22 protein-coding genes are annotated in these 21,892 nt (G+C 42.2%); 6 read left to right on the top strand and 16 right to left on the bottom strand.

Going from position 1 to position 21,892, the window contains the following annotated elements:
* Position 1 precedes the first annotated feature (1 nt).
* Entirely contained in the window at positions 2-274 is a 273-nt protein-coding gene (gene hupA, locus ZX61_RS08370; protein WP_004742945.1) for a nucleoid-associated protein HU-alpha, read from the bottom strand.
* 331 nt (positions 275-605) lie between these two features.
* Here hupA and ZX61_RS08365 point away from each other — a divergent pair, with 331 nt between their 5' ends.
* A complete protein-coding gene (locus ZX61_RS08365) occupies positions 606-1,721 on the top strand; it encodes a CNNM domain-containing protein (RefSeq protein WP_049844219.1) in 1,116 nt (371 codons plus the stop codon).
* Between the two features lie 177 nt (positions 1,722-1,898).
* On the opposite strand, the gene ZX61_RS08360 is transcribed toward ZX61_RS08365, so the two are convergent.
* On the bottom strand, positions 1,899-2,486 hold the full coding sequence (locus ZX61_RS08360; protein ID WP_049844305.1) for a YjaG family protein: 588 nt from the start codon (positions 2,484-2,486) through the stop codon (positions 1,899-1,901).
* An 84-nt stretch (positions 2,487-2,570) separates the two neighbouring features.
* Between ZX61_RS08360 and ZX61_RS08355 the strand changes: the two genes are divergently transcribed.
* Both ZX61_RS08355 and ZX61_RS08350 read left to right on the top strand, forming a co-directional pair.
* Positions 2,571-3,497, top strand: coding sequence for a D-2-hydroxyacid dehydrogenase (locus tag ZX61_RS08355; RefSeq protein ID WP_049844218.1), 927 nt, complete (start codon positions 2,571-2,573; stop codon positions 3,495-3,497).
* Positions 3,497-4,072 carry a uracil-DNA glycosylase family protein gene (locus tag ZX61_RS08350; protein WP_049844217.1) on the top strand — a complete coding sequence of 192 codons (576 nt, stop codon included), beginning with the start codon at positions 3,497-3,499 and terminating at the stop codon, positions 4,070-4,072. Before ZX61_RS08355 ends, ZX61_RS08350 begins: the two co-directional genes overlap by 1 nt.
* 54 nt (positions 4,073-4,126) lie before the next feature.
* Here ZX61_RS08350 and groL read toward each other — a convergent pair whose 3' ends face one another.
* The 6 genes from groL to ZX61_RS08320 all read right to left on the bottom strand — a co-directional run bounded on the left by groL (position 4,127) and on the right by ZX61_RS08320 (position 9,184).
* The gene (gene groL, locus ZX61_RS08345) at positions 4,127-5,773 is read right to left on the bottom strand and encodes a chaperonin GroEL (protein WP_049844216.1); all 1,647 of its coding nucleotides are present in this window, start codon (positions 5,771-5,773) and stop codon (positions 4,127-4,129) included.
* A 75-nt stretch (positions 5,774-5,848) separates the two neighbouring features.
* Positions 5,849-6,139 (bottom strand): co-chaperone GroES, encoded by a 291-nt coding sequence (locus ZX61_RS08340; RefSeq protein WP_019277572.1) that lies wholly within the window; start codon positions 6,137-6,139, stop codon positions 5,849-5,851.
* 233 nt (positions 6,140-6,372) lie between these two features.
* Complete coding sequence (locus tag ZX61_RS08335; protein ID WP_049844304.1) at positions 6,373-7,500, bottom strand: LPS O-antigen chain length determinant protein WzzB; 1,128 nt, start codon at positions 7,498-7,500, stop codon at positions 6,373-6,375.
* 138 nt (positions 7,501-7,638) lie between these two features.
* Positions 7,639-7,974 carry a DUF3135 domain-containing protein gene (locus tag ZX61_RS08330; RefSeq protein ID WP_049844215.1) on the bottom strand — a complete coding sequence of 112 codons (336 nt, stop codon included), beginning with the start codon at positions 7,972-7,974 and terminating at the stop codon, positions 7,639-7,641.
* A 106-nt stretch (positions 7,975-8,080) separates the two neighbouring features.
* Entirely contained in the window at positions 8,081-8,704 is a 624-nt protein-coding gene (locus tag ZX61_RS08325; protein WP_049844214.1) for a helix-turn-helix transcriptional regulator, read from the bottom strand.
* A 57-nt stretch (positions 8,705-8,761) separates the two neighbouring features.
* Positions 8,762-9,184 carry a GNAT family N-acetyltransferase gene (locus ZX61_RS08320; RefSeq protein WP_082173436.1) on the bottom strand — a complete coding sequence of 141 codons (423 nt, stop codon included), beginning with the start codon at positions 9,182-9,184 and terminating at the stop codon, positions 8,762-8,764.
* 68 nt (positions 9,185-9,252) lie between these two features.
* Here ZX61_RS08320 and murB point away from each other — a divergent pair, with 68 nt between their 5' ends.
* The 3 genes from murB (at position 9,253) to pssA (ending at position 12,708) form a co-directional block, all read left to right on the top strand.
* Entirely contained in the window at positions 9,253-10,299 is a 1,047-nt protein-coding gene (murB, locus tag ZX61_RS08315; protein ID WP_049844212.1) for a UDP-N-acetylmuramate dehydrogenase, read from the top strand.
* Entirely contained in the window at positions 10,296-11,258 is a 963-nt protein-coding gene (birA, locus tag ZX61_RS08310) for a bifunctional biotin--[acetyl-CoA-carboxylase] ligase/biotin operon repressor BirA (RefSeq protein ID WP_049844211.1), read from the top strand. Before murB ends, birA begins: the two co-directional genes overlap by 4 nt.
* Before the next feature lie 109 nt (positions 11,259-11,367).
* Entirely contained in the window at positions 11,368-12,708 is a 1,341-nt protein-coding gene (gene pssA / locus ZX61_RS08305) for a CDP-diacylglycerol--serine O-phosphatidyltransferase (protein ID WP_049844210.1), read from the top strand.
* 47 nt (positions 12,709-12,755) lie between these two features.
* Here the strand turns inward: pssA and ZX61_RS08300 are convergent, their stop codons facing one another.
* From ZX61_RS08300 to hisH, 8 genes are all read right to left on the bottom strand, one after another.
* Positions 12,756-14,693 (bottom strand): polysaccharide biosynthesis protein, encoded by a 1,938-nt coding sequence (locus ZX61_RS08300; protein WP_049844209.1) that lies wholly within the window; start codon positions 14,691-14,693, stop codon positions 12,756-12,758.
* A gap of 57 nt (positions 14,694-14,750) precedes the next feature.
* A complete protein-coding gene (locus ZX61_RS08295; protein ID WP_049844208.1) occupies positions 14,751-15,299 on the bottom strand; it encodes a sugar transferase in 549 nt (182 codons plus the stop codon).
* A 1-nt stretch (position 15,300) separates the two neighbouring features.
* Positions 15,301-16,212: an NAD-dependent epimerase/dehydratase family protein gene (locus ZX61_RS08290; RefSeq protein ID WP_049844207.1), complete on the bottom strand. Its 912-nt coding sequence runs from the start codon at positions 16,210-16,212 to the stop codon at positions 15,301-15,303.
* The gene (locus ZX61_RS08285; protein WP_049844206.1) at positions 16,206-17,324 is read right to left on the bottom strand and encodes a glycosyltransferase family 4 protein; all 1,119 of its coding nucleotides are present in this window, start codon (positions 17,322-17,324) and stop codon (positions 16,206-16,208) included. Before ZX61_RS08285 ends, ZX61_RS08290 begins: the two co-directional genes overlap by 7 nt.
* A gap of 15 nt (positions 17,325-17,339) precedes the next feature.
* Entirely contained in the window at positions 17,340-19,229 is a 1,890-nt protein-coding gene (locus ZX61_RS08280) for an acyltransferase family protein (protein ID WP_049844205.1), read from the bottom strand.
* Positions 19,230-19,395: 166 nt separating this feature from the next.
* On the bottom strand, positions 19,396-20,517 hold the full coding sequence (locus ZX61_RS08275; protein ID WP_049844204.1) for an N-acetyl sugar amidotransferase: 1,122 nt from the start codon (positions 20,515-20,517) through the stop codon (positions 19,396-19,398).
* Positions 20,514-21,281, bottom strand: coding sequence for an AglZ/HisF2 family acetamidino modification protein (locus tag ZX61_RS08270; protein WP_049844203.1), 768 nt, complete (start codon positions 21,279-21,281; stop codon positions 20,514-20,516). The genes ZX61_RS08275 and ZX61_RS08270 overlap by 4 nt, the downstream gene beginning before the upstream one ends.
* A complete protein-coding gene (hisH, locus tag ZX61_RS08265; protein ID WP_049844202.1) occupies positions 21,282-21,887 on the bottom strand; it encodes an imidazole glycerol phosphate synthase subunit HisH in 606 nt (201 codons plus the stop codon).
* Positions 21,888-21,892: the final 5 nt, after the last annotated feature.

Here is a 21,892-nt window from a genome sequence, read left to right as displayed (position 1 = left end):
ATTATTTTACTGAATCTTTCAGCGCTTTACCTGCTACGAATGCAGGAACGTTTGCCGCAGCGATTTGAATCTCTGCACCAGTTTTAGGGTTACGACCAGTACGTGCTGCGCGGTGGTTAACTTTGAATGTACCAAAACCAATTAGTTGAACTTGGTCACCCTCTTTAAGTGCATCAGTCACACCTTCAAGAGTTGCTTCAAGAGCAGCTTTAGCTTGTGCTTTAGATAGGTCTGCTTTCTCTGCAATAAAGTCGATTAATTGGGTCTTGTTCATTAGGTTTCCCTTCTCATATGTTATCGAATTCAACTCACTCTAAAACATAAATGCCCCATCTGGCAAAGGTTTGTAAGCGATCTTTGGCTCTCATGACGCACTTTTAACCATATTCTGAGCATTAACTCACAATTTGTTACTCTGTAAGCAAGACTTAATGCTTGTTTTTCACCTGTTTTGGCCTTATCTATAGATATGCGAGAGCCCGTAAAGCCTGATATTTCGGGACTTAAAGCGAATATAAAATGCTCACATCAATCATGCGCAGGCACGACAAGTTAGCACTTTTCATGCAAAAGTTGATGGGAGGATAAATCTATATAGGACACTTATGTTGTTGCTAACCCTATACGTCTCTGTTGCGATTGGCGTATCGTTTATCTGCTCCGTATTAGAAGCGGTTCTTCTGAGTATCTCGCCGAGTTATATTGCCCAATTGCGCCAACAAGAGCACCCTGCGGCGGATCAACTGGCGAAGCTAAAAGCGGATATCGACCGCCCACTGGCTTCCATCTTAACACTAAATACCATAGCGCATACCATAGGTGCGGCCAGTGCAGGTGCACAAGCTGCCGTTGTGTTTGGTAGCGAGTGGCTTGGCGTGTTCTCGGCAGTACTGACGCTAGGTATTTTAGTATTGTCAGAAATTGTACCTAAGACCATTGGCGCAACCTACTGGCGTCAATTAGCTCCTACTTCAGCAGTTATGTTACGTTGGATGGTGTGGGCACTGACTCCGTTCGTCTGGTTCTCTGAGCAAATCACCAAGCGCTTAGCACGTGGCCATCAAGCGCCAAAAATGCGTGATGAACTATCGGCAATGGCAATCTTGGCCAAAGAAAGCGGGGAGTTTGCCGAAGGTGAGTCTAAGATCCTCAATAACCTACTAGGCATCCAAGATGTACCAGTAACTCAGGTGATGACACCGCGCCCAGTGGTATTTCGCGTTGATGCAGAGATGACGATCAATGAGTTTCTTGATAAACATAAAGAGACGCCGTTCTCACGTCCGCTGGTATATAGCAAGTCAACAGACAACATCATCGGCTTTGTTCACCGCTTAGAGCTATTTAAGCTGCAACAAGCAGGCTGCGGAGAGAAACAACTTGGTACAGTGATGCGCCCTGTACACGTGCTACTTAATACGATTGCACTACCAAAAGCGTTTGAGCAGATGATGGCTAAGCGCCTGCAATTGGCGATGATCGTCGATGAGTACGGCACAATTCAAGGCATTTTGACCTTAGAAGATGTGTTCGAACACCTCGTCGGTGAAGAGATCGTCGATGAAGCAGACCGCACGACAGACATGCAAGAACTCGCATTCGAACGCTGGGAAAAGTGGAAAGTGAAACATGGTGTGATAGAAAGCCGTGATGACGATGAAGACCAAGAGATGCTTGAAGAGCCAGTAGAAAAGTTAAAAGACAAAAAAGACCAGATCTAGACAACTGGACAACTGGACAACTGGATAACTGGATAACTGGATAACTGGACAACTGGATAACTGGATAACTGGATAACTGGATAACTGGATAACAAAAAAGAGGGTTGACGTGAAAGCGTCAACCCTCTTCTTTTTGTACAAACTAAAATAGGGAAAGCTTAACTATAGAATAGCGCTCTATAGCTCTATTCCAATATTGCTGACGCCTTCATCACGAAGCTCAGCACGTAAGTCTTTGATCAGCTCAATATCACGCTGTTCCGCTTCTCTTAACGGACGGAAGATCGCCCACTGTACATCCCACTCACCACAAACCGCTTCATTCTGTTTTTGGTTGTCGTTAGTGATTTCTTCACCTGATTGCGCTTCTTCAAGCTGAGCCACTGTCATCACCGACAGTTGACTCACTTTGTGCATGTTATCAAACAAGTAGTCTCTATCTAGCAAGCCATGTATAAGATCAGATAGCGCAACACAAGCATCAATCGCGGGATAGACACCATAAAAATCAAAGTCTTCTGAGCTTGGAATGATCTCTTCGAGCTTTTCTAGCTGGCGCTCAAAATTCACTTTTGCGGTTTTGACAGTGAGTTGCTCCCAAATGCTGTCTAAAATATCACGGTAAACACGTGCTTCGGCAAACTCGGTACTATCACAAAACATTGCATAGTTTGGGTACATACGTTCACACAGACTCGCCATAAAGGTAATCTGTTGCCATGGTTCTAACTTCTCAAGGCGAAGCTGAAGAGGGTTCTGTAGCATAGGGACTCTTTGGGTCAATAGACCTAGTTGCTGATTTAGACAGCGAAAGTGTACTTGATAACCAACAGGGAAAAAAGCAAGGCGATGAACAATTTCACTCATAAAGTGTATCTTCTTACCGAAGATGATAGCCACTACCAACAGTTACTAGAACAAGCGGCACTTCCAGAACTAAAAATTACTTCATCGTGTTGTGAGGCAACCATCCTACTTGCCTCTCCTCCGCTCGCCGCTGGGCATATTAATGATTTCCCCAACCTTGAATGGATACAGTCTATTTATGCAGGTGTCGACGCACTAGTGAGCAACTTAGATGACTTTTCAGGCGAGTTAACCAATGTAAAAGGTATCTTCGGCCAACAAATCGCTGAATACGTATTGGGTTATTCAATTGAACACTACCGCCATTTTGATCACTATCGCCAACTACAAACGAAAAACCAATGGCAGCCTAGGCTATATCAGTCTCTGGCGAAGAAGAAAATGGTTATCCTAGGTACTGGTTCGATAGGCGCATATCTTGCGAGTGTGGCTAAAAGCTTTGCCATTGAGCCAATTGGTGTCAATCGAAGTGGCATTCCAGCCAAGCAATCCCCTTTTGATTCCACTTACCATATTCAAGAGCTGGCCACAGCGCTCAAACAAGCAGATATCGTAGTCAACACGTTACCTAATACACCAGAAACTGAGAATATCCTTAATGCCGATAGTTTAAGTCATTGTACTAACGCACTGTTATTTAATGTCGGTCGCGGCAGTGCAGTAGATGAAGATGGCTTGTTAGCAGCACTTACCAACGGAAACATCAGCCATGCCTATCTTGATGTGTTTAAGCAAGAACCCCTTAGTGAGCAACATCCTTTCTGGCAACATTCTGCGATTACCGTCACTCCTCATATCGCGGCATTAAGCATCCCAGAACAAGTTATTGATATTTTTACCGAAAACTATCAGCGTTGGCGGGATGGATTTGCGCTAGTGAATGTTGTCGACCCAAGCAAAGGCTACTGATGTTAAAGCAACTGCTTAAAGAAGTTCGAACTTGTAGAGCTTGTGAGCCAGAGCTACCACTGGGTGCCAACCCAGTGATTCAAGCTTCAAGTACAGCAAAGATTTTGATCATTGGACAAGCCCCAGGCACTCGCGTGCATGCAACCTCAATTCCTTGGAATGATCCAAGCGGTAATCGGCTGCGTGAGTGGTTAGCGCTCGACAAAGAGACCTTCTACGACGCAAGCAAAGTGGCGATTATGCCAATGGGTTTATGTTATCCGGGAAAAGGGAAAAGTGGCGACTTACCACCACGTAAAGAGTGCGCTCCACTCTGGCATCAACGTGTTCTTGCTCAACTACCTAATATCGGTATGACCTTACTTATCGGCCAGTATGCGCAAAATTACTATTTATCAGATAAACCAAAAACATTGACTGAAACCGTTCAGCAATGGCAGCGCTGGACACCAAGGTATCTACCACTTCCCCATCCCTCACCACGCAATACTTTGTGGTTAAAGAAAAATCCTTGGTTTGAAGCTGAGATGGTACCTTTTATTCGCGGCTATGTGCACGAGCATTTAGAGACATAAAAAAACGGAGACCGAAGTCTCCGCTTTTAGAATCGCTATAAGTAACTCGGGGGATTACATCATACCGCCCATGCCACCCATACCGCCCATGCCACCCATATCAGGCATTGCAGGCGCATCTTTTTGTGGTAGGTCAGTAACCATGGCTTCAGTAGTGATCATTAGACCCGCGACTGATGCTGCAAACTGAAGTGCAGAGCGAGTGACTTTTGTTGGATCTAGGATACCCATCTCGATCATATCGCCGTATTCACCAGATGCAGCGTTGTAACCATAGTTACCTTCGCCTGCACGAACGTTGTTCGCAACCACTGACTCTTCATCACCCGCGTTCATAGTGATTTGACGGATAGGTGCTTCCATCGCACGTAGTGCTACACGGATACCGACGTTTTGCTCTTCGTTATCACCTTGAAGTTCAGTGATCTTAGAAGCTGCGCGGATTAGCGCTACACCACCACCAGCAACTACACCTTCTTCAACTGCCGCGCGAGTTGCATGAAGTGCATCTTCAACGCGGTCTTTCTTCTCTTTCATTTCAACTTCAGTCGCTGCACCCACTTTGATTACCGCAACACCGCCTGCTAGCTTAGCAACGCGCTCTTGTAGCTTCTCTTTGTCGTAATCTGAAGTTGCTTCTTCGATTTGCTGACGGATTTGTGCAACACGACCAGTAATCATAGCTTCTTCACCGACACCGTCGATAATAGTTGTGTTTTCTTTCGTGATAGCAACTCGCTTCGCTTGACCTAGATCTTCTAGCACAACCTTCTCTAGATCTAGACCAACTTCTTCAGAGATAACTGTACCACCAGTTAGAGTAGCGATGTCTTGTAGCATCGCTTTACGACGGTCGCCAAAACCAGGGGCTTTAACTGCTGCAACTTTTACGATACCACGCATGTTGTTCACAACTAGAGTCGCTAGCGCTTCGCCTTCAACATCTTCCGCGATGATCAATAGTGGACGAGAAGCTTTCGCTACGGCTTCTAGGGTAGGAAGAAGCTCACGGATGTTTGAAACTTTCTTGTCGATTAGAAGAATGAATGGGTTTTCTAGATCAACACTACCCGCTTCTTGGTTATTGATGAAGTAAGGCGATAGGTAACCGCGGTCGAACTGCATACCTTCTACTACGTCTAGCTCATCTTGTAGAGCTTGACCTTCTTCAACAGTGATAACGCCGTCGCGGCCCACTTTTTCCATCGCTTCAGCAATAATGCTCCCTACTGTTGCATCAGAGTTTGCTGAGATAGTACCTACCTGTGCAATAGCTTTAGTGTCTGCACATGGTACAGAAAGCGCTTTTAGCTCTTCAACTGCCGCTACTACTGCTTTATCGATACCGCGCTTAAGATCCATTGGGTTCATGCCAGCAGCAACTGCTTTTAGACCTTCATTGACGATAGCCTGAGCAAGTACAGTTGCTGTAGTTGTGCCGTCACCCGCAGCGTCATTTGCTTGAGATGCGACTTCTTTAACCATTTGCGCGCCCATGTTTTGGAACTTGTCTTCAAGTTCGATCTCGCGCGCTACAGATACACCATCTTTAGTAATGGTTGGTGCACCGAAAGATTTGTCTAGAACAACGTTACGACCTTTAGGGCCTAGTGTTACTTTTACCGCGTCAGCCAGAACGTTTACACCCTCTAGCATTTTTACACGTGCGTCATTACCAAATTTAACGTCTTTAGCAGCCATCTTTAGTTTCCTTGTCTAAATTCTTTGTTTTGATTTTCAGCTGAACCTGAGCAAAAAATTACTCAATGATTGCTATTATTCAACGATTGCCATGATGTCGTTTTCAGACATCACTAGCACTTCTTTGCCGTCGATTTTTTCAGTCTTAGTGCCGTAGCCTTCAGCGAAGATAACAGTGTCGCCAACTTTAACGTCCAACGGCAGCACTGTGCCGTTTTCTAGGATGCGGCCTTTACCCACAGCTAGAATTACGCCGCGAGTCGATTTCTCTGCAGCAGAACCTGTTAGAACAATGCCACCCGCTGACTTAGATTCAACTTCTTGGCGTTCTACGATAACTCGGTCGTGTAATGGACGAATGTTCATCGGTCGTCTCTCCTGAAAATTTCTATGTTGTTTGATAATTGCATTGCGCAAAAGCACAAGGCTTCAAAGTCTTGTGCTATCTATATGAGGGGTAAATTTAGGAAATCCAAGGGGAAGATGGTGGATTTTTGTGATCTGGTTCAGAGATAAGCTTAATCATAACCTAATAAACAAAAACGCCTCATGAGACTTTCGCTTATGAGGCGTTTATAAATCATTAACAGAAAGACTTGCTAGTCTTCTTCTCTGCGAAATGCAAATCGAACTAGAACAATTGCAACACCAAGCATGCCACCTAGCAACGTACCTAGGACAGCAATTAGAGCACGTTTTGGCTTATCACGAGTTATCGGCTGCTCAACATTCTCTAAGAAACGGAAAGTCTGGAACTGGATGGAACGATCTATCTTAAGATTCTCAAGCATTTCAAGCTTTGCGTCAATTTGCTGAAGACGCGGCTCTACTACACTTAAATTCTTCACGGACTCTAGCGCTTTAACTTTCGCTTCTAGAGCTTTAGTGCCTAAGTCAATGCCAAAGATTTCATTGCTACTATTAGTTTGGATAGGTTGTGTCACACCAGCTGCTTTGGCTATATCCAATGCATACTTGGTTCTTTCTGCTTCAACAAGTAACTTGTTAGCCGCTTGGCTTTCTAAAATTCGTTTCTGCTGGACCAATTCATTGCGCTTACCATCCACCATTGCTTGCAAGTTATTAAGTGCATCTTGATGAGCTTTGCGCTTAATAATCTCAATATATTCATTGAGCAAAGTATAACTACTTTCTTTAGACGTTGATTGAAGAGCTATGTCATAAGGGTTACCACTTCCCTGCCCATCTTGTTTGACAGTAATTTTTTCAAACCAAGCTGCATATAAAAAACGCATTGCATCTATATCATCATCTTGCCCCTCAAGCAGTTCTTTGAAAGCTTTAAACTCTTCACTTATATCTAGAAAATCTCGTTTATTATTACTGGATCTAAATGCATCAATAAAGCGCTTAAATAAAACCTTCGTATCAATCAAGCTCTCCAGTTCGTCATTAACAAGTACCGTACCATCATCTTGATAAATATCGAATACAGGTTGATATTGTTTAACCTGTTGTTGGTAAGCAGCAATATCTTGTGTCTGTGGTTGAGTGATTTTAGCTTTTGACGACCACCACTCCTGAGCATTAAGCGCAAAAAATACCGCGCCGACAACGAAAGCTAGCGTAGTTACAATTATTGTTAACTTGCCCTCCCAAAGAGCTTTGACCAACTCTCTAAGGTCAATTTCATCATTGTTATGATAAGAAGGAGGAACTTGAGGTGAATAGTGTTGATTTGTTAGTTGTTGATTTTGCTCGCTCACACATAGTCCTTTTACAAGCAACTTGCTTATGTTTACTAAAGATATTTTAACTAAGCTGAGAATACTAGCATAGCCAGAGCCCATCTGACACTATTAGCCGTCTGGAAAAGGAAAGTAAGATCATCAATTAGCTGCTAGTTAACGCCAATCATCCAAAGGAATAACCTGTGCACTTTGCTGTGGGTCTATTTCGCTCACATCACCATCAAGCACATCTTGAAATCTTACCATTTGGGAGACGAGTTCGCGCATGAGGAGCACATTGGCATGGTTGGGGTTTTTGCAGCTTCCGACAACACGATCGATATGGCTTTGCTGCGCCCATAGTCGGTCTTGCATTTCCTCTGAAGCCGAAAGAATCATTTCTTTACACATATCCTGTTTTAACTGAGAAAAACCTTCTGGATTATGCTCTGCCATTGCCATTAGCTCATCGAAAGAAGGTAGGGTTTGATTGATTAATGGTGAGCTCATACAGCCTCCCTAAATGATGACTAAATTATCAACACCGCAATGTAAGGATAGGCGATTCAGACGAAGTTGGTGAGCCTGAAAATAATTTTCTTAGATTTGAGACACTTTAAAATGACATGCCTTTAATTTGATAAACACACCTTCGCTGCCCAGCAACGATATGTTCTGTGCGTTCGACAGATAACTCGTCACCAAGTAAAGTCTGAAAAATAGCTAATTCTGAGCGACACAAACTCGGACAACGTGTCGCTGCTTTACAAATAGGGCAGTGATTTTCAATCAGCAGGTAACCATTACCTGTCTTTTCAAGCTCCGCCATGTAGCCTTCTTGTTGGCGCAATTCAACAAGCCTTTGCAGCTTAGCAAAGGAGTCGGGGCAATGGCTGAGTTCTTCTTGGTAGAGAGCTAATGTTTTGGATTCTCGCTCATCTGCCACTTTTTGCAAGCCCTCTTGACCAAACAAGTTTTTTACCGCTTCTATGACTTGAATAGTCAGCTCACTGTGACGATCGGCAAATTGAGCATGACCTTTTTTTGTCAACGACCAGTGCCGAGTAGGTCTCCCTACTTTGACTTTCAAGTCTTCGAAGGTGAGTAATTCTTCACTTTCAAGAGCTTGTAGGTGTTGACGCGCCCCCATGGTGGTCATATCGAGTGCGTCGGCAAGCTGCTTGGCGGAAACAGCCCCCTCTCTTTTTATGGTTTGTAATATTTTGTCGGCGCTTTTCATGCTTGCTCCCTCAATCACTGAAACATTATGGAGCATCAGCTTTATAAAGCAAACGCTTTACCGAGCTGGTTTGACGTACTTCATTGCTACGAGTTGCTTCTTAAGGCTATAACGTTCAAACAGTCCTTTTAGCGAGTTAGGTAACTGACTCGCGTCAATCGTCTTGAAGTTATGTTGAGCATAAAATGTTTCTAGATGTGCGTAGGCAAAGCAGAAGTCATGCTCCGCTAAAACATGCTGAGCGCAGTAACCCATTAACTGATGGCCTAAACCGCTTTCTCTGTGTTCGGGTATCACTAGCATTCCGGTTAGCAAACGGAATTGCTCAATGTTTCTAAACCGAACCAGTGAAACGATTTGCTGCTCAATGGAACCAACAATGGTCAACTCATCCTTTTTCGCCTTGCCTGAAGGATAGTGAGCTTTGTACAAACGCAATACAAGGGGGAGTTTTATTGGGTCTAAGGTTTCAATCTGCATTGGGCTCATTATCACCAAACTTCAATTTAGGGTAGAATGCAGGCAGTTTAGATTACTCGATAAATCCGATGCAAATATTAGCTAACGCCGATCTTAGTCGCTCCCACACCTTTGCTATCTCGCAAACCTGCTCTTATCTGGTTGAAGTTGCAAGCGTTGAGGAAATTAAACATGTCTATCAAAAACAAGAATGGTTGGATCTCCCTAAACTGATTTTGGGCAAAGGCAGCAATATCTTGTTTACCCAACCCTATCAAGGCGTGGTGGTAGTCAATAATTTGCTTGGTAAGTCGGTCAATGAAACCGACACGCATTGGCACCTGCATATCGCTGGCGGTGAAGATTGGCCAAGTTTGGTGAAATGGAGTGTTGAACAAGGTTACTATGGATTAGAGAACCTCGCTCTCATCCCCGGCTGTGCAGGCAGCGCTCCGATTCAGAATATCGGCGCTTACGGTATTGAGCTGAAAGATATCTGCGAATACGTTGACGTACTTTGTTTAGAAACCTTCAATACCAAGCGGCTGAGCGCTGAAGAGTGTCAGTTTGGCTATCGAGACTCCATATTTAAACATGAGCTGTTTGAGAAAGTCATGGTTATAGCGATCGGCTTGAAGCTCCCCAAAATGTGGTCAGCAAATATCGAATATGGCCCGCTTCAATCTCTACAAAGCAAAACGCTCACCGCGCAGCAAGTGTTTGAGCGAGTTTGCCAAATCCGAATGGAAAAGCTGCCTGACCCTGCCAAGCTAGGCAATGCAGGGAGCTTCTTTAAGAACCCGGTTATCTCGAACCAGCAGTTCGAAAATTTGAGTAAACAATTCCCCAATATTGCTGCCTACCCAACACAAGATGGCGTAAAAGTCGCCGCTGGCTGGCTAATAGATCAATGCCAATTAAAAGGCCATCAAATCGGTGGTGCTCAAGTCCACCCTAAACAGGCATTGGTGCTAGTAAATACAGACAATGCGACCGCAAACGATGTGATCAAATTAGCAGCAACAGTGCGTCAAACCGTATTGGATAAATATCAGATTGCATTAGAACATGAAGTGAGATTTATCGGTTCTCATGCAGAAACGAATCTAGAGACAATATTAGAGAGCCAGCAATGAAAGAACATTCCGTAAAACTTTCTATCTTGAAGGCTTTATCACAAGGAGGATTTCGCTCTGGAGAAGAACTAGGAGATAAGCTTAGCGTATCCAGAGCCGCGATCAGTAAGCATATTAAAGGTATCCAAGCTTGGGGAGTCGATGTGTTTCGCGTGCAGGGCAAGGGCTACCAGCTCGCCAAGCCTATGCAATTGCTCGATAAAAACATTCTTCAAGAAAGTTTAACTAACCGAATAGAGCTGATACCTATTATTGACTCAACCAACCAATATCTACTTGATAGAGTCGATAGCTTAGAGTCTGGCTCAGTATGCCTTGCGGAATATCAATCCAAAGGCAGAGGTCGCCGTGGGCGCGAGTGGGTATCTCCTTTTGGTTCAAACCTATACTTATCGATGTTTTGGCGTTTAGATGCCGGTATGGCAGCCGCTATGGGGTTAAGCTTGGTGGTTGGCGTGGCAATCGTCGAAGCTCTCGAAGAGATGGGGCTGACAGGAGTAAAACTAAAGTGGCCGAACGATCTCTATTATCAAGACAAGAAGCTCGCAGGTATTCTGGTCGAAATGTCAGGCCAGGCTGGTGCAGCGGCCAACCTTGTAATAGGTATGGGGCTCAACTTAATTATGTCCGAGGCGACTGAAGGCATTACCCAGCCTTGGTCCAGCTTAGATGAGGTTGCAGATAATCAACAGATTGATAGAAACCAACTGGCGATTAGCATGATCAGCACCCTACACAAGGCTTTAGATGATTATGAACTGTATGGGATGGCAGGCTTTGTCGAGAGATGGAATCGCTTGGATAACTTTATCAACCGCCCGGTAAAACTGCTTATGGGACCTAGGGAGATTAGCGGCACCGCCAGAGGTATCAACGAACAAGGCGCAGTTCTCTTAGAAACCGAAAATGGCTTAGAAACCTTCATCGGTGGTGAAATCAGTCTTCGTTCTAATCAGTAAATCACAGGTTTTACAACTAGCATTGTCGAACTAGGATCTGGTAACTAGGAACTGCTAGCACATTTTGCTAATATCCTTGTCCACTTTAAGTAAAGGTAACCCATCCAACATGATGACTAATAGGAACTTATTCGAACAACTTCCTACTTTGGCGCAAGACCCAGCTCAGTTTGAGACATTGTATGCCGCTAAAGATTTTCGAACTCGCTTAATAGAAGCGATTCGTCAGGCAAGTAAACGAATCTACCTGGTTGCTCTTTATTTGGAGGATGATGAGGCAGGAAGAGAGATCTTAACTGAGCTCTATGAAGCCAAACAGCGTAACCCTGGTCTTGAGATCAATGTTTGTGTTGATTGGCATCGTGCTCAGCGCGGCTTAATCGGTGCTGAACCTGGCGAAACCAACGCCTCTATGTATAAAAGCTTCGCAGATAAATACGAACACAGAATTCCTATCTATGGTGTTCCAGTTCGTGGACGTGAAGTATTCGGCGTTTTGCACTTAAAAGGCTTCATTATTGATGACCAAGTTATCTACAGTGGTGCAAGTCTTAACAACATCTATCTCAACTACAAAGAACGTTATCGTTTCGACCGATATCATGTGCTAAATAACAAAGCACTAGCTGATAGTATGGTCAACTTTGTTCAGAAAGAGATGATCGACCACCCTGCAGTAAATAACCTAGCGTGTTCAAAGAAGCCAGAGACCAAAGAGATAAAAGCTCAGATTCGCCAATTGAGAGCTTCTCTTGCCAAGTCCTCTTATCGATTTGAATCACAGACAGTTTCTCAAGATCAGGTTGCTGTAACACCTATCGTAGGGGTTGGCAAAAAGCGCAACAAGCTTAATCAAGGTATCAACCAGTTACTTGCACAGGCCAAAGATGAAATTTTCATCTGTACACCCTATTTTAACTTCCCACGTAGCGTAGCTAAGGAAGTAAAAAAAGCGCTAAAGCGTGGCGTGAAAGTGACCATCGTCGTAGGCGACAAAATGGCCAATGACTTCTATATCGCACCTGAGGAAGAGTTTAAAACCATTGGTGGTTTACCTTACCTCTATGAGCGTAACTTACGCCAGTTTGCTAAGTCAAATGAAGCCAATATCGCCAGTCGTAAACTGTCTATCCACTTATGGAAACATGAGGAAAATAGCTTCCATCTAAAAGGTATTTGGGTAGATAAGCGCTACATGCTAATCACAGGCAATAACCTTAACCCTAGAGCATGGAGCTTAGATCTAGAGAACGCTATATTTATTCAAGACAACTTCCATCATCTGACACCTCAGTTTGAAAAAGAGGTGACGAATATTCTACAGCATACTCAGCTCATCTGTACTTACAGGCAATTAGACAAAGCGGAAGACTACCCAGAAGCGGTTCAAAAACTTATGCGGAAGATTACGCGAGTGAAAGCGGATCGGGTTTTGAAGCAGATTTTGTAGTTGCTGTGGATGCAAAAAGAGCTCCGATTAAGGAGCTCTTATTTATTCTAATGGATCGTATCAGCGTTATCTTCTTGAGCATCACGAAGCTTCTGCCAGACTAAATCACCAATTCCATCCGTAGGATTAAAATCAGTCGGTGCTTCAAGCAATAGCTCTCTAATTTTGTCATGCTCAAAGTTGTGGCAAGCCTTATCTAAGTTATCAATAACCTTAATATATTCATCCAAAGGAAGAAAACGTTCGTTGGCCGTCATAATTCTAGGGTGAGCGGTTTCACCAACATTATCTCCAATCAACAACTCTTCAAATAGCTTTTCGCCTGGGCGTAGTCCAGAGAATTCTATTGAGATATCACCGTATGGGTTATTGTCATCTTTCAATTCTAATCCTGACAACTGAATCAAATTAACCGCTAGATCGGTAATTTTTACAGGCTCCCCCATATCAAGGACAAACACATCGCCACCTTTTCCCATGGCCCCTGCTTGAATCACCAGTTGTGCTGCCTCAGGGATTGTCATGAAATAACGAATGATATCTGGATGAGTGACTGTAATTGGGCCACCACTTGCGATCTGCTTTTTGAACAGAGGGATAACCGAACCCGAAGAACCTAAGACATTGCCGAATCGAACCATACAAAAACGGGTCCCACTCTCATTAGCATTTTCCTGCTCTGCTAATGCCTGAAGACCTAACTCAGCCATACGTTTAGTGGTCCCCATCACATTGGTAGGTCTTACAGCTTTATCAGTAGAAATCAAAACAAACGATTCAACTTGAGCTTCAATAGCAGCTTTCGCGGTATAATAGGTTCCGAAGACATTATTGCGAACGCCTTCAACCACATTGTATTCAACTAAAGGTACGTGCTTATATGCAGCAGCATGATAAACCGTTTGAACACCAAAGCTCTTCATGGTGGTAGCCAATCGATTTATGCGTTGTACAGAACCGAGTAGTGGGACAATTTCTACATTCAATCTTTCAGCTTCGACCAAGTTCGATAATTCACGATCAATTTGATACAAACCAAACTCAGAAAGTTCAAACAGAACCACAGCATTCGGTTTCTGTCTGACAATTTGACGGCAAAGCTCTGAGCCAATAGAGCCTCCCGCTCCTGTGACCATAACCACCTTGCCTTTGATATTTGCTTCCATTAAAGCTTGTTGAGGTGCTACTGAATCACGCCCAAGCAAATCTTCTATTGCGACGTCTTTTAACTCATCGATTTGAGCTTTTCCATCGACAATATCTTTCATGTCAGGAACAGTAAGAACTTCTGCTGAAAGATGAACAAGGGAGTCTAGGATTTCTTTCCGACGTGCCCTTGATGCACTAGGAACTGCGAGCAAAATTTGGCTAACGGAATGTTTCTCGATAAGCCTCTCAGCACGACCAATACCCTTGACTTTTAGGCCCATAATTATTGTGTTGAACAAGGTTTTATCTTCGTCGATGAAACCAATAACTTTATGAGTCTCAGAAGAGCGAAGGGCTAAGGCAAGCTGTCGACCTGCTGCTCCCGCACCATAAATAAGTACATTCTTCATACCCTTGCTGTTTGCTTGAGAAACCAAAACCCTGACAATTAAACGTGAACCACCACATAGCAAACACAAAAATGCACCGTAAATAATTGGTACCGAACGAGGTACTGGTGCGTCGAAGTAGAAAGCTAAAACGGATATTGAAGCTGCTGAAATGACAGTGCCGATACTCACAACAGCTAGAGCATGAAAAGTTAAAAATCTGAGAATTGCTCGGTATAACCCGAGCCTAGTAAAAGCAAAAACTGTTACTATTAAGGTTCCAAATACTACATACCAAGTCAAGTAACTTTCGAAAGGCTTTACATTCCCGATACGACTCCAATAAGCAGCATAAAAAGAAGCTACAACAAAAATAGCATCAATAGTAATACTTATTAGACGCTTGTAAGCTCTAGGTAAATTCCAAATGTGGTTTAGACTAGCCATACTATACTCTTTTTATTAAATACCCTATCCCTAAGAGCCGCGAATATGGAGAAGTTATTATTTAATTGCATCTCCACTACCACTTCCAGTAGCTGTCCTTATTATATACTTAAAGTAGTCTCTTAGATTAAGTGTATCGATCATCTGCTTGTCAACCTTTGCTAACAGTCCAGGTGTCGACATATCAATATTTTGAATTTGCGCTAAACCTGTGATACCTGGCAAAACGTTATAAATTCCTAACGCATCACGTTCTGCAATCAGCTCACCTTGATTGGCTAAATTAGGCCTTGGTCCAACAAGGCTCATTTCACCTTTCAAAACATTCCAAAGCTGCGGCAACTCATCCAGTTTCGTCTTGCGCAAAAACATACCAAACTTAGTTATAGAATTGGAACTAGCTAGATGGCTAGCCACTGACTTTGTCTCTACGGACATTGTTCTAAATTTCACTAATTTAAATGTTTTTTTGTTTCGACCTATACGTTCTTGAATAAAAATAGGTGAACCCGTATCAAAAAAACCGATGATTGATACTACTAACATCACTGGTAAAAGAAACACCAGTCCGAAAAAAGCTGCTAAAAAATCAATTACTCGTATCATTTTATTTCTCATTCAGCGAACACATTGCTTGGTTAATTGACAGCGGAGCAGTCCAGCCAAGTAGCCTCGTATTACTACTAGAGTCTACTTCCAAATCACCAACCAGTTGCTCAATCATTGTCTCTCTTCCAAGTAATCGGCCGAATAGCCTTAAACTTGAAAGTGGGATAGGCAAGTGGATAATATTTTTACCTAAACCTCTACCAATATGAGAAGCAAACTCTTTTGTAGACAACACTTCATTATCAGAAGGAAAAAAAACCTTACCTGCTGCTGCTGGATGCTCAGCACAAATCTGTAACAAACTACATAAATTTTCTACTGCAATAAAACTTCTTCGATTTTTTATCAAGCCGAACGGTGTAATACCCACCTTAGAAATGAGCTTAGTAAGTAAACGAAAGTTGCCAGGGGCATTGACGCCATATACTAGTGGCGGCCGAACTATGACTAATTCAACGTCACTCTTTTCGGCAAGTGCTAGAAGATATGTTTCTGCTTGATGCTTAGAACGAGCATATTCGTTGTGAGGTTTAGCTGGTGAGCTTTCTCCAAATGGTAAGCCCGCCGAGGTTGAATCTCCGTTTACGCCAATCGTACTAACAAAAACAAATCTTTTTAGTCCAAGCTTTTCGGCTGCTTTAAACAACTCTACAGGGTAAACGACATTTGCACGAAAAAATGCCTCTGGAGATGCTCCTTTAACATGAGCTAAGCCTGCAAGATGAACAATGACATCACTCTTCGAAAAGCGTTCACAGTGTGATAACAGCTCACTGGGTGACTTTGTATACAGTGTGTCTCCATTGGACTGGGAAGCGCACCCTCTACGTAAGAGCAGTGTTTGTTTTCCATTTAACGATTTAACTAAGTGTGTACCGATAAATCCTGAGGAGCCTGTGATAACTAACATTCATTTCTCATAGTATATAAATTCTTAGTTTTTAAATACATGTCTTGTACAGTAAATTTGTCGTGATATTTTTTGAATGATTGCTTCTTAAATTTGTGTAATTCTTCTTTATTGAGATTCATCATATAACCAATCGCTTCGGACAGTTGTGAAACGCCACCTGGCTTAAACATCAATCCATTTTCACCTTCTGACACAAGCTCTTTAATACCACCTACATCAGTGGCAAGTATTGGTAAGTGACTTGCCATCGCTTCAATAATGGACATAGGTAAGCCTTCAGATAACGACGAAAGAATAAAGCAATCATAAGTTCCGTAGAGTTCTGTTACATTATTATTAAACCCTTTGAAATGGACTAAATGATCTAATCCAAGTTCTCTGACTAACTTTTTAGCCTCACCTAACTCTTCACCCTCACCATAGAAATCGACATGGGCTTTTTTGCTTTCAGATTGAACATTTGCCGCATGCAATGCCTTAATTAAGGTCAAGTTATCTTTTGGAGCCTGAAAACGAGTCACTGAAATCAATTTAAATACCTGTTCTGAAAAGTGCCGAGTTGATTTCGGTAAATCAGGGATATTACAGCCATTAAACACTAAATGTGTTTTCTCCGGAGAGATCTTAACAACGTCATGTGCATAATCCAAATCCGATTGACTTACACAAATTATCTCATCTGTAACAACTGATAACGCTCGATCTAGAACTTTGTAAACTGCTGCTGAAAGCTTCGAAGCACTTTTAATGTGAGACCAACCGTGGACAGTATAGACAACCTTAACGCCTAAATTCAACGCAGCTAATCGCCCAATAAGTCCAGATTTTGCTGAATGAATTGCAAAAACTGCAGGTCTTTCTTTCTTTAAAAGACGTCTGATAGCTAGAATCGCTTTGAAATCCGAGATTGGACTCAAATTTCTCTTGAGTTCTAGGATTGGAAGCGAGGATATCCCTTGTTCGCTAAGCTGCTGATGAAAAATACCTTCCCCACCAGCAAATACTTGAACCTGATGCTTGTCTTGCAACAGCTGTTGACATAGCAACTGAACGTGTGCTTGCGCTCCGCCAACGGTGTCGGAGCGCGTTATTAACTGAACAATTTTCATTCTACATCTAAAGACCTATTCAAATAGTTCTTTGTAATATGAAATAGCGATTTTCGCGCCAGCCTTTGAAAGGTGGTGTGCATCCGAGTAAATGTACTCTCCACCATTTAGCGGCTCGCATGTTCCATTGACACAAAAAGGCTTAGTCATATCTACAAATGTCATCCGATCGTGATTGCTAACCATCTCCTCGACGCGTAGCATCAGATTACGAGAGTTAGAAACAGATATATCAGACGAAAGCCTATCCTTACAAGCATGTGACATTATACTCGGTCGCTCTACGCAATTACGTAAGCTTTGATCTCCAGAAATTAAACCTGGCGGTGCGCCCAATACGTATATATCTGTATCTAATACAGATTGGAGTTTCAATATACTATCTAATATAAAGTCATTGTAACTGCCATCTTCAAAGCTCTTTCTGTTGCCATTTTCATCAACCACTAATGTAGAATATCCTCCCCAGTTTATACCTATAAAAACGGGGATATCGGGTGTCTCCTTTAATCTTTCTCGTAAGTCATTCAATCGGTCGAAACAAGCCTGCCTTGGTTTTCCGGAGACAAAAGAGGTATATGAATCTGAGAAAAAACATCCATCAGCTAAAGAAACTATCGCCTTGCCTTGTATATTCTGCTCTATAGCATGTATGTATTGACGAGAATAACTATCTCCAAGAAGTGCATAGGACACATCACCATTTTCTTTACCAATCTCATATGTTCCTTGAGCACTACCGTTGCCACCATAAGCATTTTGGTGGAACTCTGCAGAATCCATAGCACGCTCCTCAAACGTTCGTGAGGCGCGCCCATCAGTATAAATGACAAAACTTACAGCCGAAATCATCACGGCTAAAGAGATCCAAATGGTTGAGTTGCGCTCTCTTGAATATCGAAACCTTTTCTCTACGAAGCTATACAACAAGTATGAAATAGCAAAAGTAATCAAAGCTATCACGAACATATCTACATAATTTAGCTCTCTAAATACATAGTATCGATAGAAGACAATTACCGGCCAGTGAACCAAATAGATTGAATAGGATCCCCTGCCAACCTTAACCAACCAACTTTCACGGCCAAAATAGTCATTTGTATTGCCCAAAAAGTGGAGCATGAGAAGAGCGGCTCCAATCGTCGGAATCAGGGCAAAATATCCAGGAAAGACCATTTCACTATCAAAGGTAAATGCACTTAACACAATTAGCGCAAGACCTAAGAGTCCTATAACCCAGTTACGAAATACTGTCAGTCCTCTAAGTGAGATGTAATACACAAACGACCCAACTAAAAATTCATACCAACGTGAGAAGAGAAGATAATAAGCTGCATCTTTGTTGCCTGCACTGACATAAGTAGAAATGGCGAGAGATGCTGTAAAACTTACTAACAAAAAGTGGGGCAAGTACTTAGTTTTACTCAATAAAAACACCACAAAAAAAATGGCAATGTAAAATTGTTGTTCAAGGCTCAGAGACCATGTGTGCAAAAGTGGATTATTTATTGATGATTCATCAAAATATCCTGAACTCATCAAATAATACACATTCGATAGGGATAAAGTCGACCAAACTACTGAATTAGAAATATCTATATACGTTTTAGGATCGACTAAAATCCAGCTAGTAAAGACGACTAGAAAATATAACCCTAGTTGCGCAGGGAATAGCCGTCTAATTCTAGACTTAACAAACTTAACGCCATCAATTCCGTTCCCGCTAACACTCTCTCCTACTAAAATTTTAGTAATTAAAAATCCAGAGATCACGAAGAATACATCAACACCGACATATCCCCCCGGAATAACTCCATCCAAATGAAACAAAAAAACCAACATCACAGATAGTGCTCTCAAAGCATCTATATCTGGATTATATTTCCCTATCCCCAAAATCTGCACCTAATCTCGCCAATCCACTCGTCTATTAATTCATACCATGACAGACCGAGCGTAATAATAACTCACTTAAACATAATTAATGTAGCCAACTCGTATGGAAGCATTAATACACAATTAATAACATTACTTACTTAGATACTAGTCATAGTCACTAACAGCGCTAAATTTAATCTTTTAGAAACAACTTAAAGTAAACTTTACGACAGTATTCCCAGAAATTATTTTCTGAAGGAAAGGCATCATGTTTAACCTCTGGCCTAGATATGTATTCGACAAGCTGCTCTTTTGTCCAACTCATCTTTTTAAGGAAGTAACTAATATCTTCTTCTAACTCTTTCTGAGACGGGTAAGGGATTTCTTTCAACTTCTCTACCGCTTCTCCCCGAGTCATTTGATTGGACAAGATTAGAGATGAAAAATGGAGCTTTCGTTTATCAACATCGAACTTCTCAGGCAACAAATGCCCTTGATAGAACCTTGTGAATACTGACTCATAGTGTTTATACGGGTACCGTTTATATCCGAACTCTTTTTCCAGCATATTGAGAGCCGACTCTTTGTCGAATTCAAAATAGTCGAGAAATGGAACCCACTTAATCTTTTTAACAAACTCTGAGTAAATAAAGCCAAGTGTCCCAATCGACGGGAAAGATTGCAATTTAATATTCTTTGTCTTCGCAATCGCTTTTATATTACGCTTGTCTTTCTTCAGCCAATTCCATCCTGTAGGAACCCTTACACCCTCCGTAGACATGTTGCATCCAGAGAGAATCCACTTCACACCGTGCTTTTTGGCAAGCTGATAATTTACCGCCAACATCGCATTGTCATAAAGCAACTCAACGTCGATCACATCAGCATCAAAAAAAGCCTGCATTAGACCTTTGTACTCTGACCAGTCTATGACATGAGTATACAAATCTATATCTAAATTACTAATCAAATTCTCAATATTGTTCTGGGCTAACTCGGAATTCCAACCATTATCCATGTGTACTGCTAACGGCCGTAAACCCAACTTCTTAGCTTGGATAAGAGACCACGAGCTATCTACCCCACCAGAAACCCCTACGATACAATCGTACTGTTGATTTTTCCCATCTCGCTTAATCTTCTCAATTAACTGCTCACAATCAGATTTTCGCTGCTCTGGGCTTTTGTAAGTAATATGTGCAATGCGCTCATCATAATCGTGACAGTAGTTACACACTCCTTGATCATCGAATACAATATCTTGAACCGTGGTATCGAGTACACACCTACTACATACAGTTATTTCACCTTTCATTTGATGCCTTCTAATAATTCTTCTAAGTCTTTATATTTAGGGTAGGTAATCAAAACCGCATCATGCGGCGCTTGAAACACAAAAAAAGCACCTGCCGCAACGGCTGACGCACCGCGTTTTACTGCATCACTAATATCACCAAGAGAGCCCACACCACCAAGTGCAATTACTGGAATATCTAGAATTGATGAAGCTCTTTCTATTAACTGTAAATTCATCCCACAACGTAGGCCGTCATTATTCACGTAGTTTAATACTACCTCTCCAGCTCCTGCTAATTGGATTTCTTTGACTCTCTCTTCCCATTTCTGAGGTAGTGTCTTCCCTGTAGAAGCTGCGTACAACTTATTCCTACCAAACAACGTAGACTTAATATCCACTGATACGACTACACTTTGAGATCCAAACTTGTTTGCAATGTTAGTTACCAGTGAAAGCTCTGAAATAGCAGAAGTTTGGATGCATACTTTTTCAATACCAATTCGAAACAACTTTTCGGCATCTTCAAGCGTTCGAACGCCGCCGCCATAACACAATGGCATAAAACACTCGCTGGCTACGCTTTCGATTAGCTCGAAATTTGGTCCTTCACCTAGACGAGAAGCATCTATATCTAGGATGATAAGTTCATCAACTTCTTTATCATTGAATATGCGAACCGCATTAATAGGGTCTCCAACATACTTCGGCTTTTTAAACTTTCTTGTTTTAACTAGCCCTTCACCCTTAAGCAGTAAGCATGGAATCACTCGCTGTTTTAGCATTTAAAGCTCCAAAAAACGTTTCATTAACTTCATCCCAAACTTGTGGCTTTTTTCTGGGTGGAACTGAGAACCAAAAATGTTTTGCTTTTCAAATGAAGAGACAAACTGATCACCGTGGATAGAGAAAGTAGCGATATCACTTTTGTCATCACATTCAACAAAGTAGGAGTGGACAAAATAAAACCGATCACCTGTATCACTTTCATCGAACAAAGCACTATTTTTTACAACACTGACAGTGTTCCACCCCATATGAGGAACCTTAATGTTGTACTTTGTTGTATCAAATTTTTTCGCACTTCCGGAAACAAGCCCTAACCCAGTAGATACACCTTCTTCACTTTTATCCAAAAGCAACTGCATACCTAGACAAATTCCGAGCAATGGTGTGTTCTTAGCAACACTATCTTTGATAGCATCTTCTAACCCACTAGCTCTCAATGCTGCCATTCCTGCATCAAATGAACCAACCCCCGGTAAGAGCAACTTACTTGCTGAAACCACTTCTTCTGGGGTCGTGATTATCTCACACTCGCCGCCAACTTTCTTGATCATGTTCGCAACTGAACCAATGTTACCCATTCCATAGTTTATAATGCTAATCAAACCCG

Origin of the sequence: Vibrio sp. VPAP30, assembly GCF_001188205.1 — a bacterium.
Taxonomy (GTDB): domain Bacteria; phylum Pseudomonadota; class Gammaproteobacteria; order Enterobacterales; family Vibrionaceae; genus Vibrio; species Vibrio bivalvicida.
This window is presented reverse-complemented; position numbering and strand designations above follow the sequence as displayed.

Excerpts from the sequence above, each read along its gene's own strand:
- hupA (WP_004742945.1), bottom strand. The coding sequence starts at position 274 with ATGAACAAGACCCAATTAATCGACTTTATTGCAGAGAAAGCAGACCTA.
- ZX61_RS08365 (WP_049844219.1), top strand. The coding sequence starts at position 606 with ATGTTGTTGCTAACCCTATACGTCTCTGTTGCGATTGGCGTATCGTTT.
- ZX61_RS08360 (WP_049844305.1), bottom strand. The coding sequence starts at position 2,486 with ATGCTACAGAACCCTCTTCAGCTTCGCCTTGAGAAGTTAGAACCATGG.
- ZX61_RS08355 (WP_049844218.1), top strand. The coding sequence starts at position 2,571 with ATGAACAATTTCACTCATAAAGTGTATCTTCTTACCGAAGATGATAGC.
- ZX61_RS08350 (WP_049844217.1), top strand. The coding sequence starts at position 3,497 with ATGTTAAAGCAACTGCTTAAAGAAGTTCGAACTTGTAGAGCTTGTGAG.
- groL (WP_049844216.1), bottom strand. The coding sequence starts at position 5,773 with ATGGCTGCTAAAGACGTTAAATTTGGTAATGACGCACGTGTAAAAATG.
- ZX61_RS08340 (WP_019277572.1), bottom strand. The coding sequence starts at position 6,139 with ATGAACATTCGTCCATTACACGACCGAGTTATCGTAGAACGCCAAGAA.
- ZX61_RS08330 (WP_049844215.1), bottom strand. The coding sequence starts at position 7,974 with ATGAGCTCACCATTAATCAATCAAACCCTACCTTCTTTCGATGAGCTA.
- ZX61_RS08325 (WP_049844214.1), bottom strand. The coding sequence starts at position 8,704 with ATGAAAAGCGCCGACAAAATATTACAAACCATAAAAAGAGAGGGGGCT.
- ZX61_RS08320 (WP_082173436.1), bottom strand. The coding sequence starts at position 9,184 with ATGCAGATTGAAACCTTAGACCCAATAAAACTCCCCCTTGTATTGCGT.
- murB (WP_049844212.1), top strand. The coding sequence starts at position 9,253 with ATGCAAATATTAGCTAACGCCGATCTTAGTCGCTCCCACACCTTTGCT.
- birA (WP_049844211.1), top strand. The coding sequence starts at position 10,296 with ATGAAAGAACATTCCGTAAAACTTTCTATCTTGAAGGCTTTATCACAA.
- pssA (WP_049844210.1), top strand. The coding sequence starts at position 11,368 with ATGATGACTAATAGGAACTTATTCGAACAACTTCCTACTTTGGCGCAA.
- ZX61_RS08300 (WP_049844209.1), bottom strand. The coding sequence starts at position 14,693 with ATGGCTAGTCTAAACCACATTTGGAATTTACCTAGAGCTTACAAGCGT.
- ZX61_RS08295 (WP_049844208.1), bottom strand. The coding sequence starts at position 15,299 with ATGATACGAGTAATTGATTTTTTAGCAGCTTTTTTCGGACTGGTGTTT.
- ZX61_RS08290 (WP_049844207.1), bottom strand. The coding sequence starts at position 16,212 with ATGTTAGTTATCACAGGCTCCTCAGGATTTATCGGTACACACTTAGTT.
- ZX61_RS08285 (WP_049844206.1), bottom strand. The coding sequence starts at position 17,324 with ATGAAAATTGTTCAGTTAATAACGCGCTCCGACACCGTTGGCGGAGCG.
- ZX61_RS08275 (WP_049844204.1), bottom strand. The coding sequence starts at position 20,517 with ATGAAAGGTGAAATAACTGTATGTAGTAGGTGTGTACTCGATACCACG.
- ZX61_RS08270 (WP_049844203.1), bottom strand. The coding sequence starts at position 21,281 with ATGCTAAAACAGCGAGTGATTCCATGCTTACTGCTTAAGGGTGAAGGG.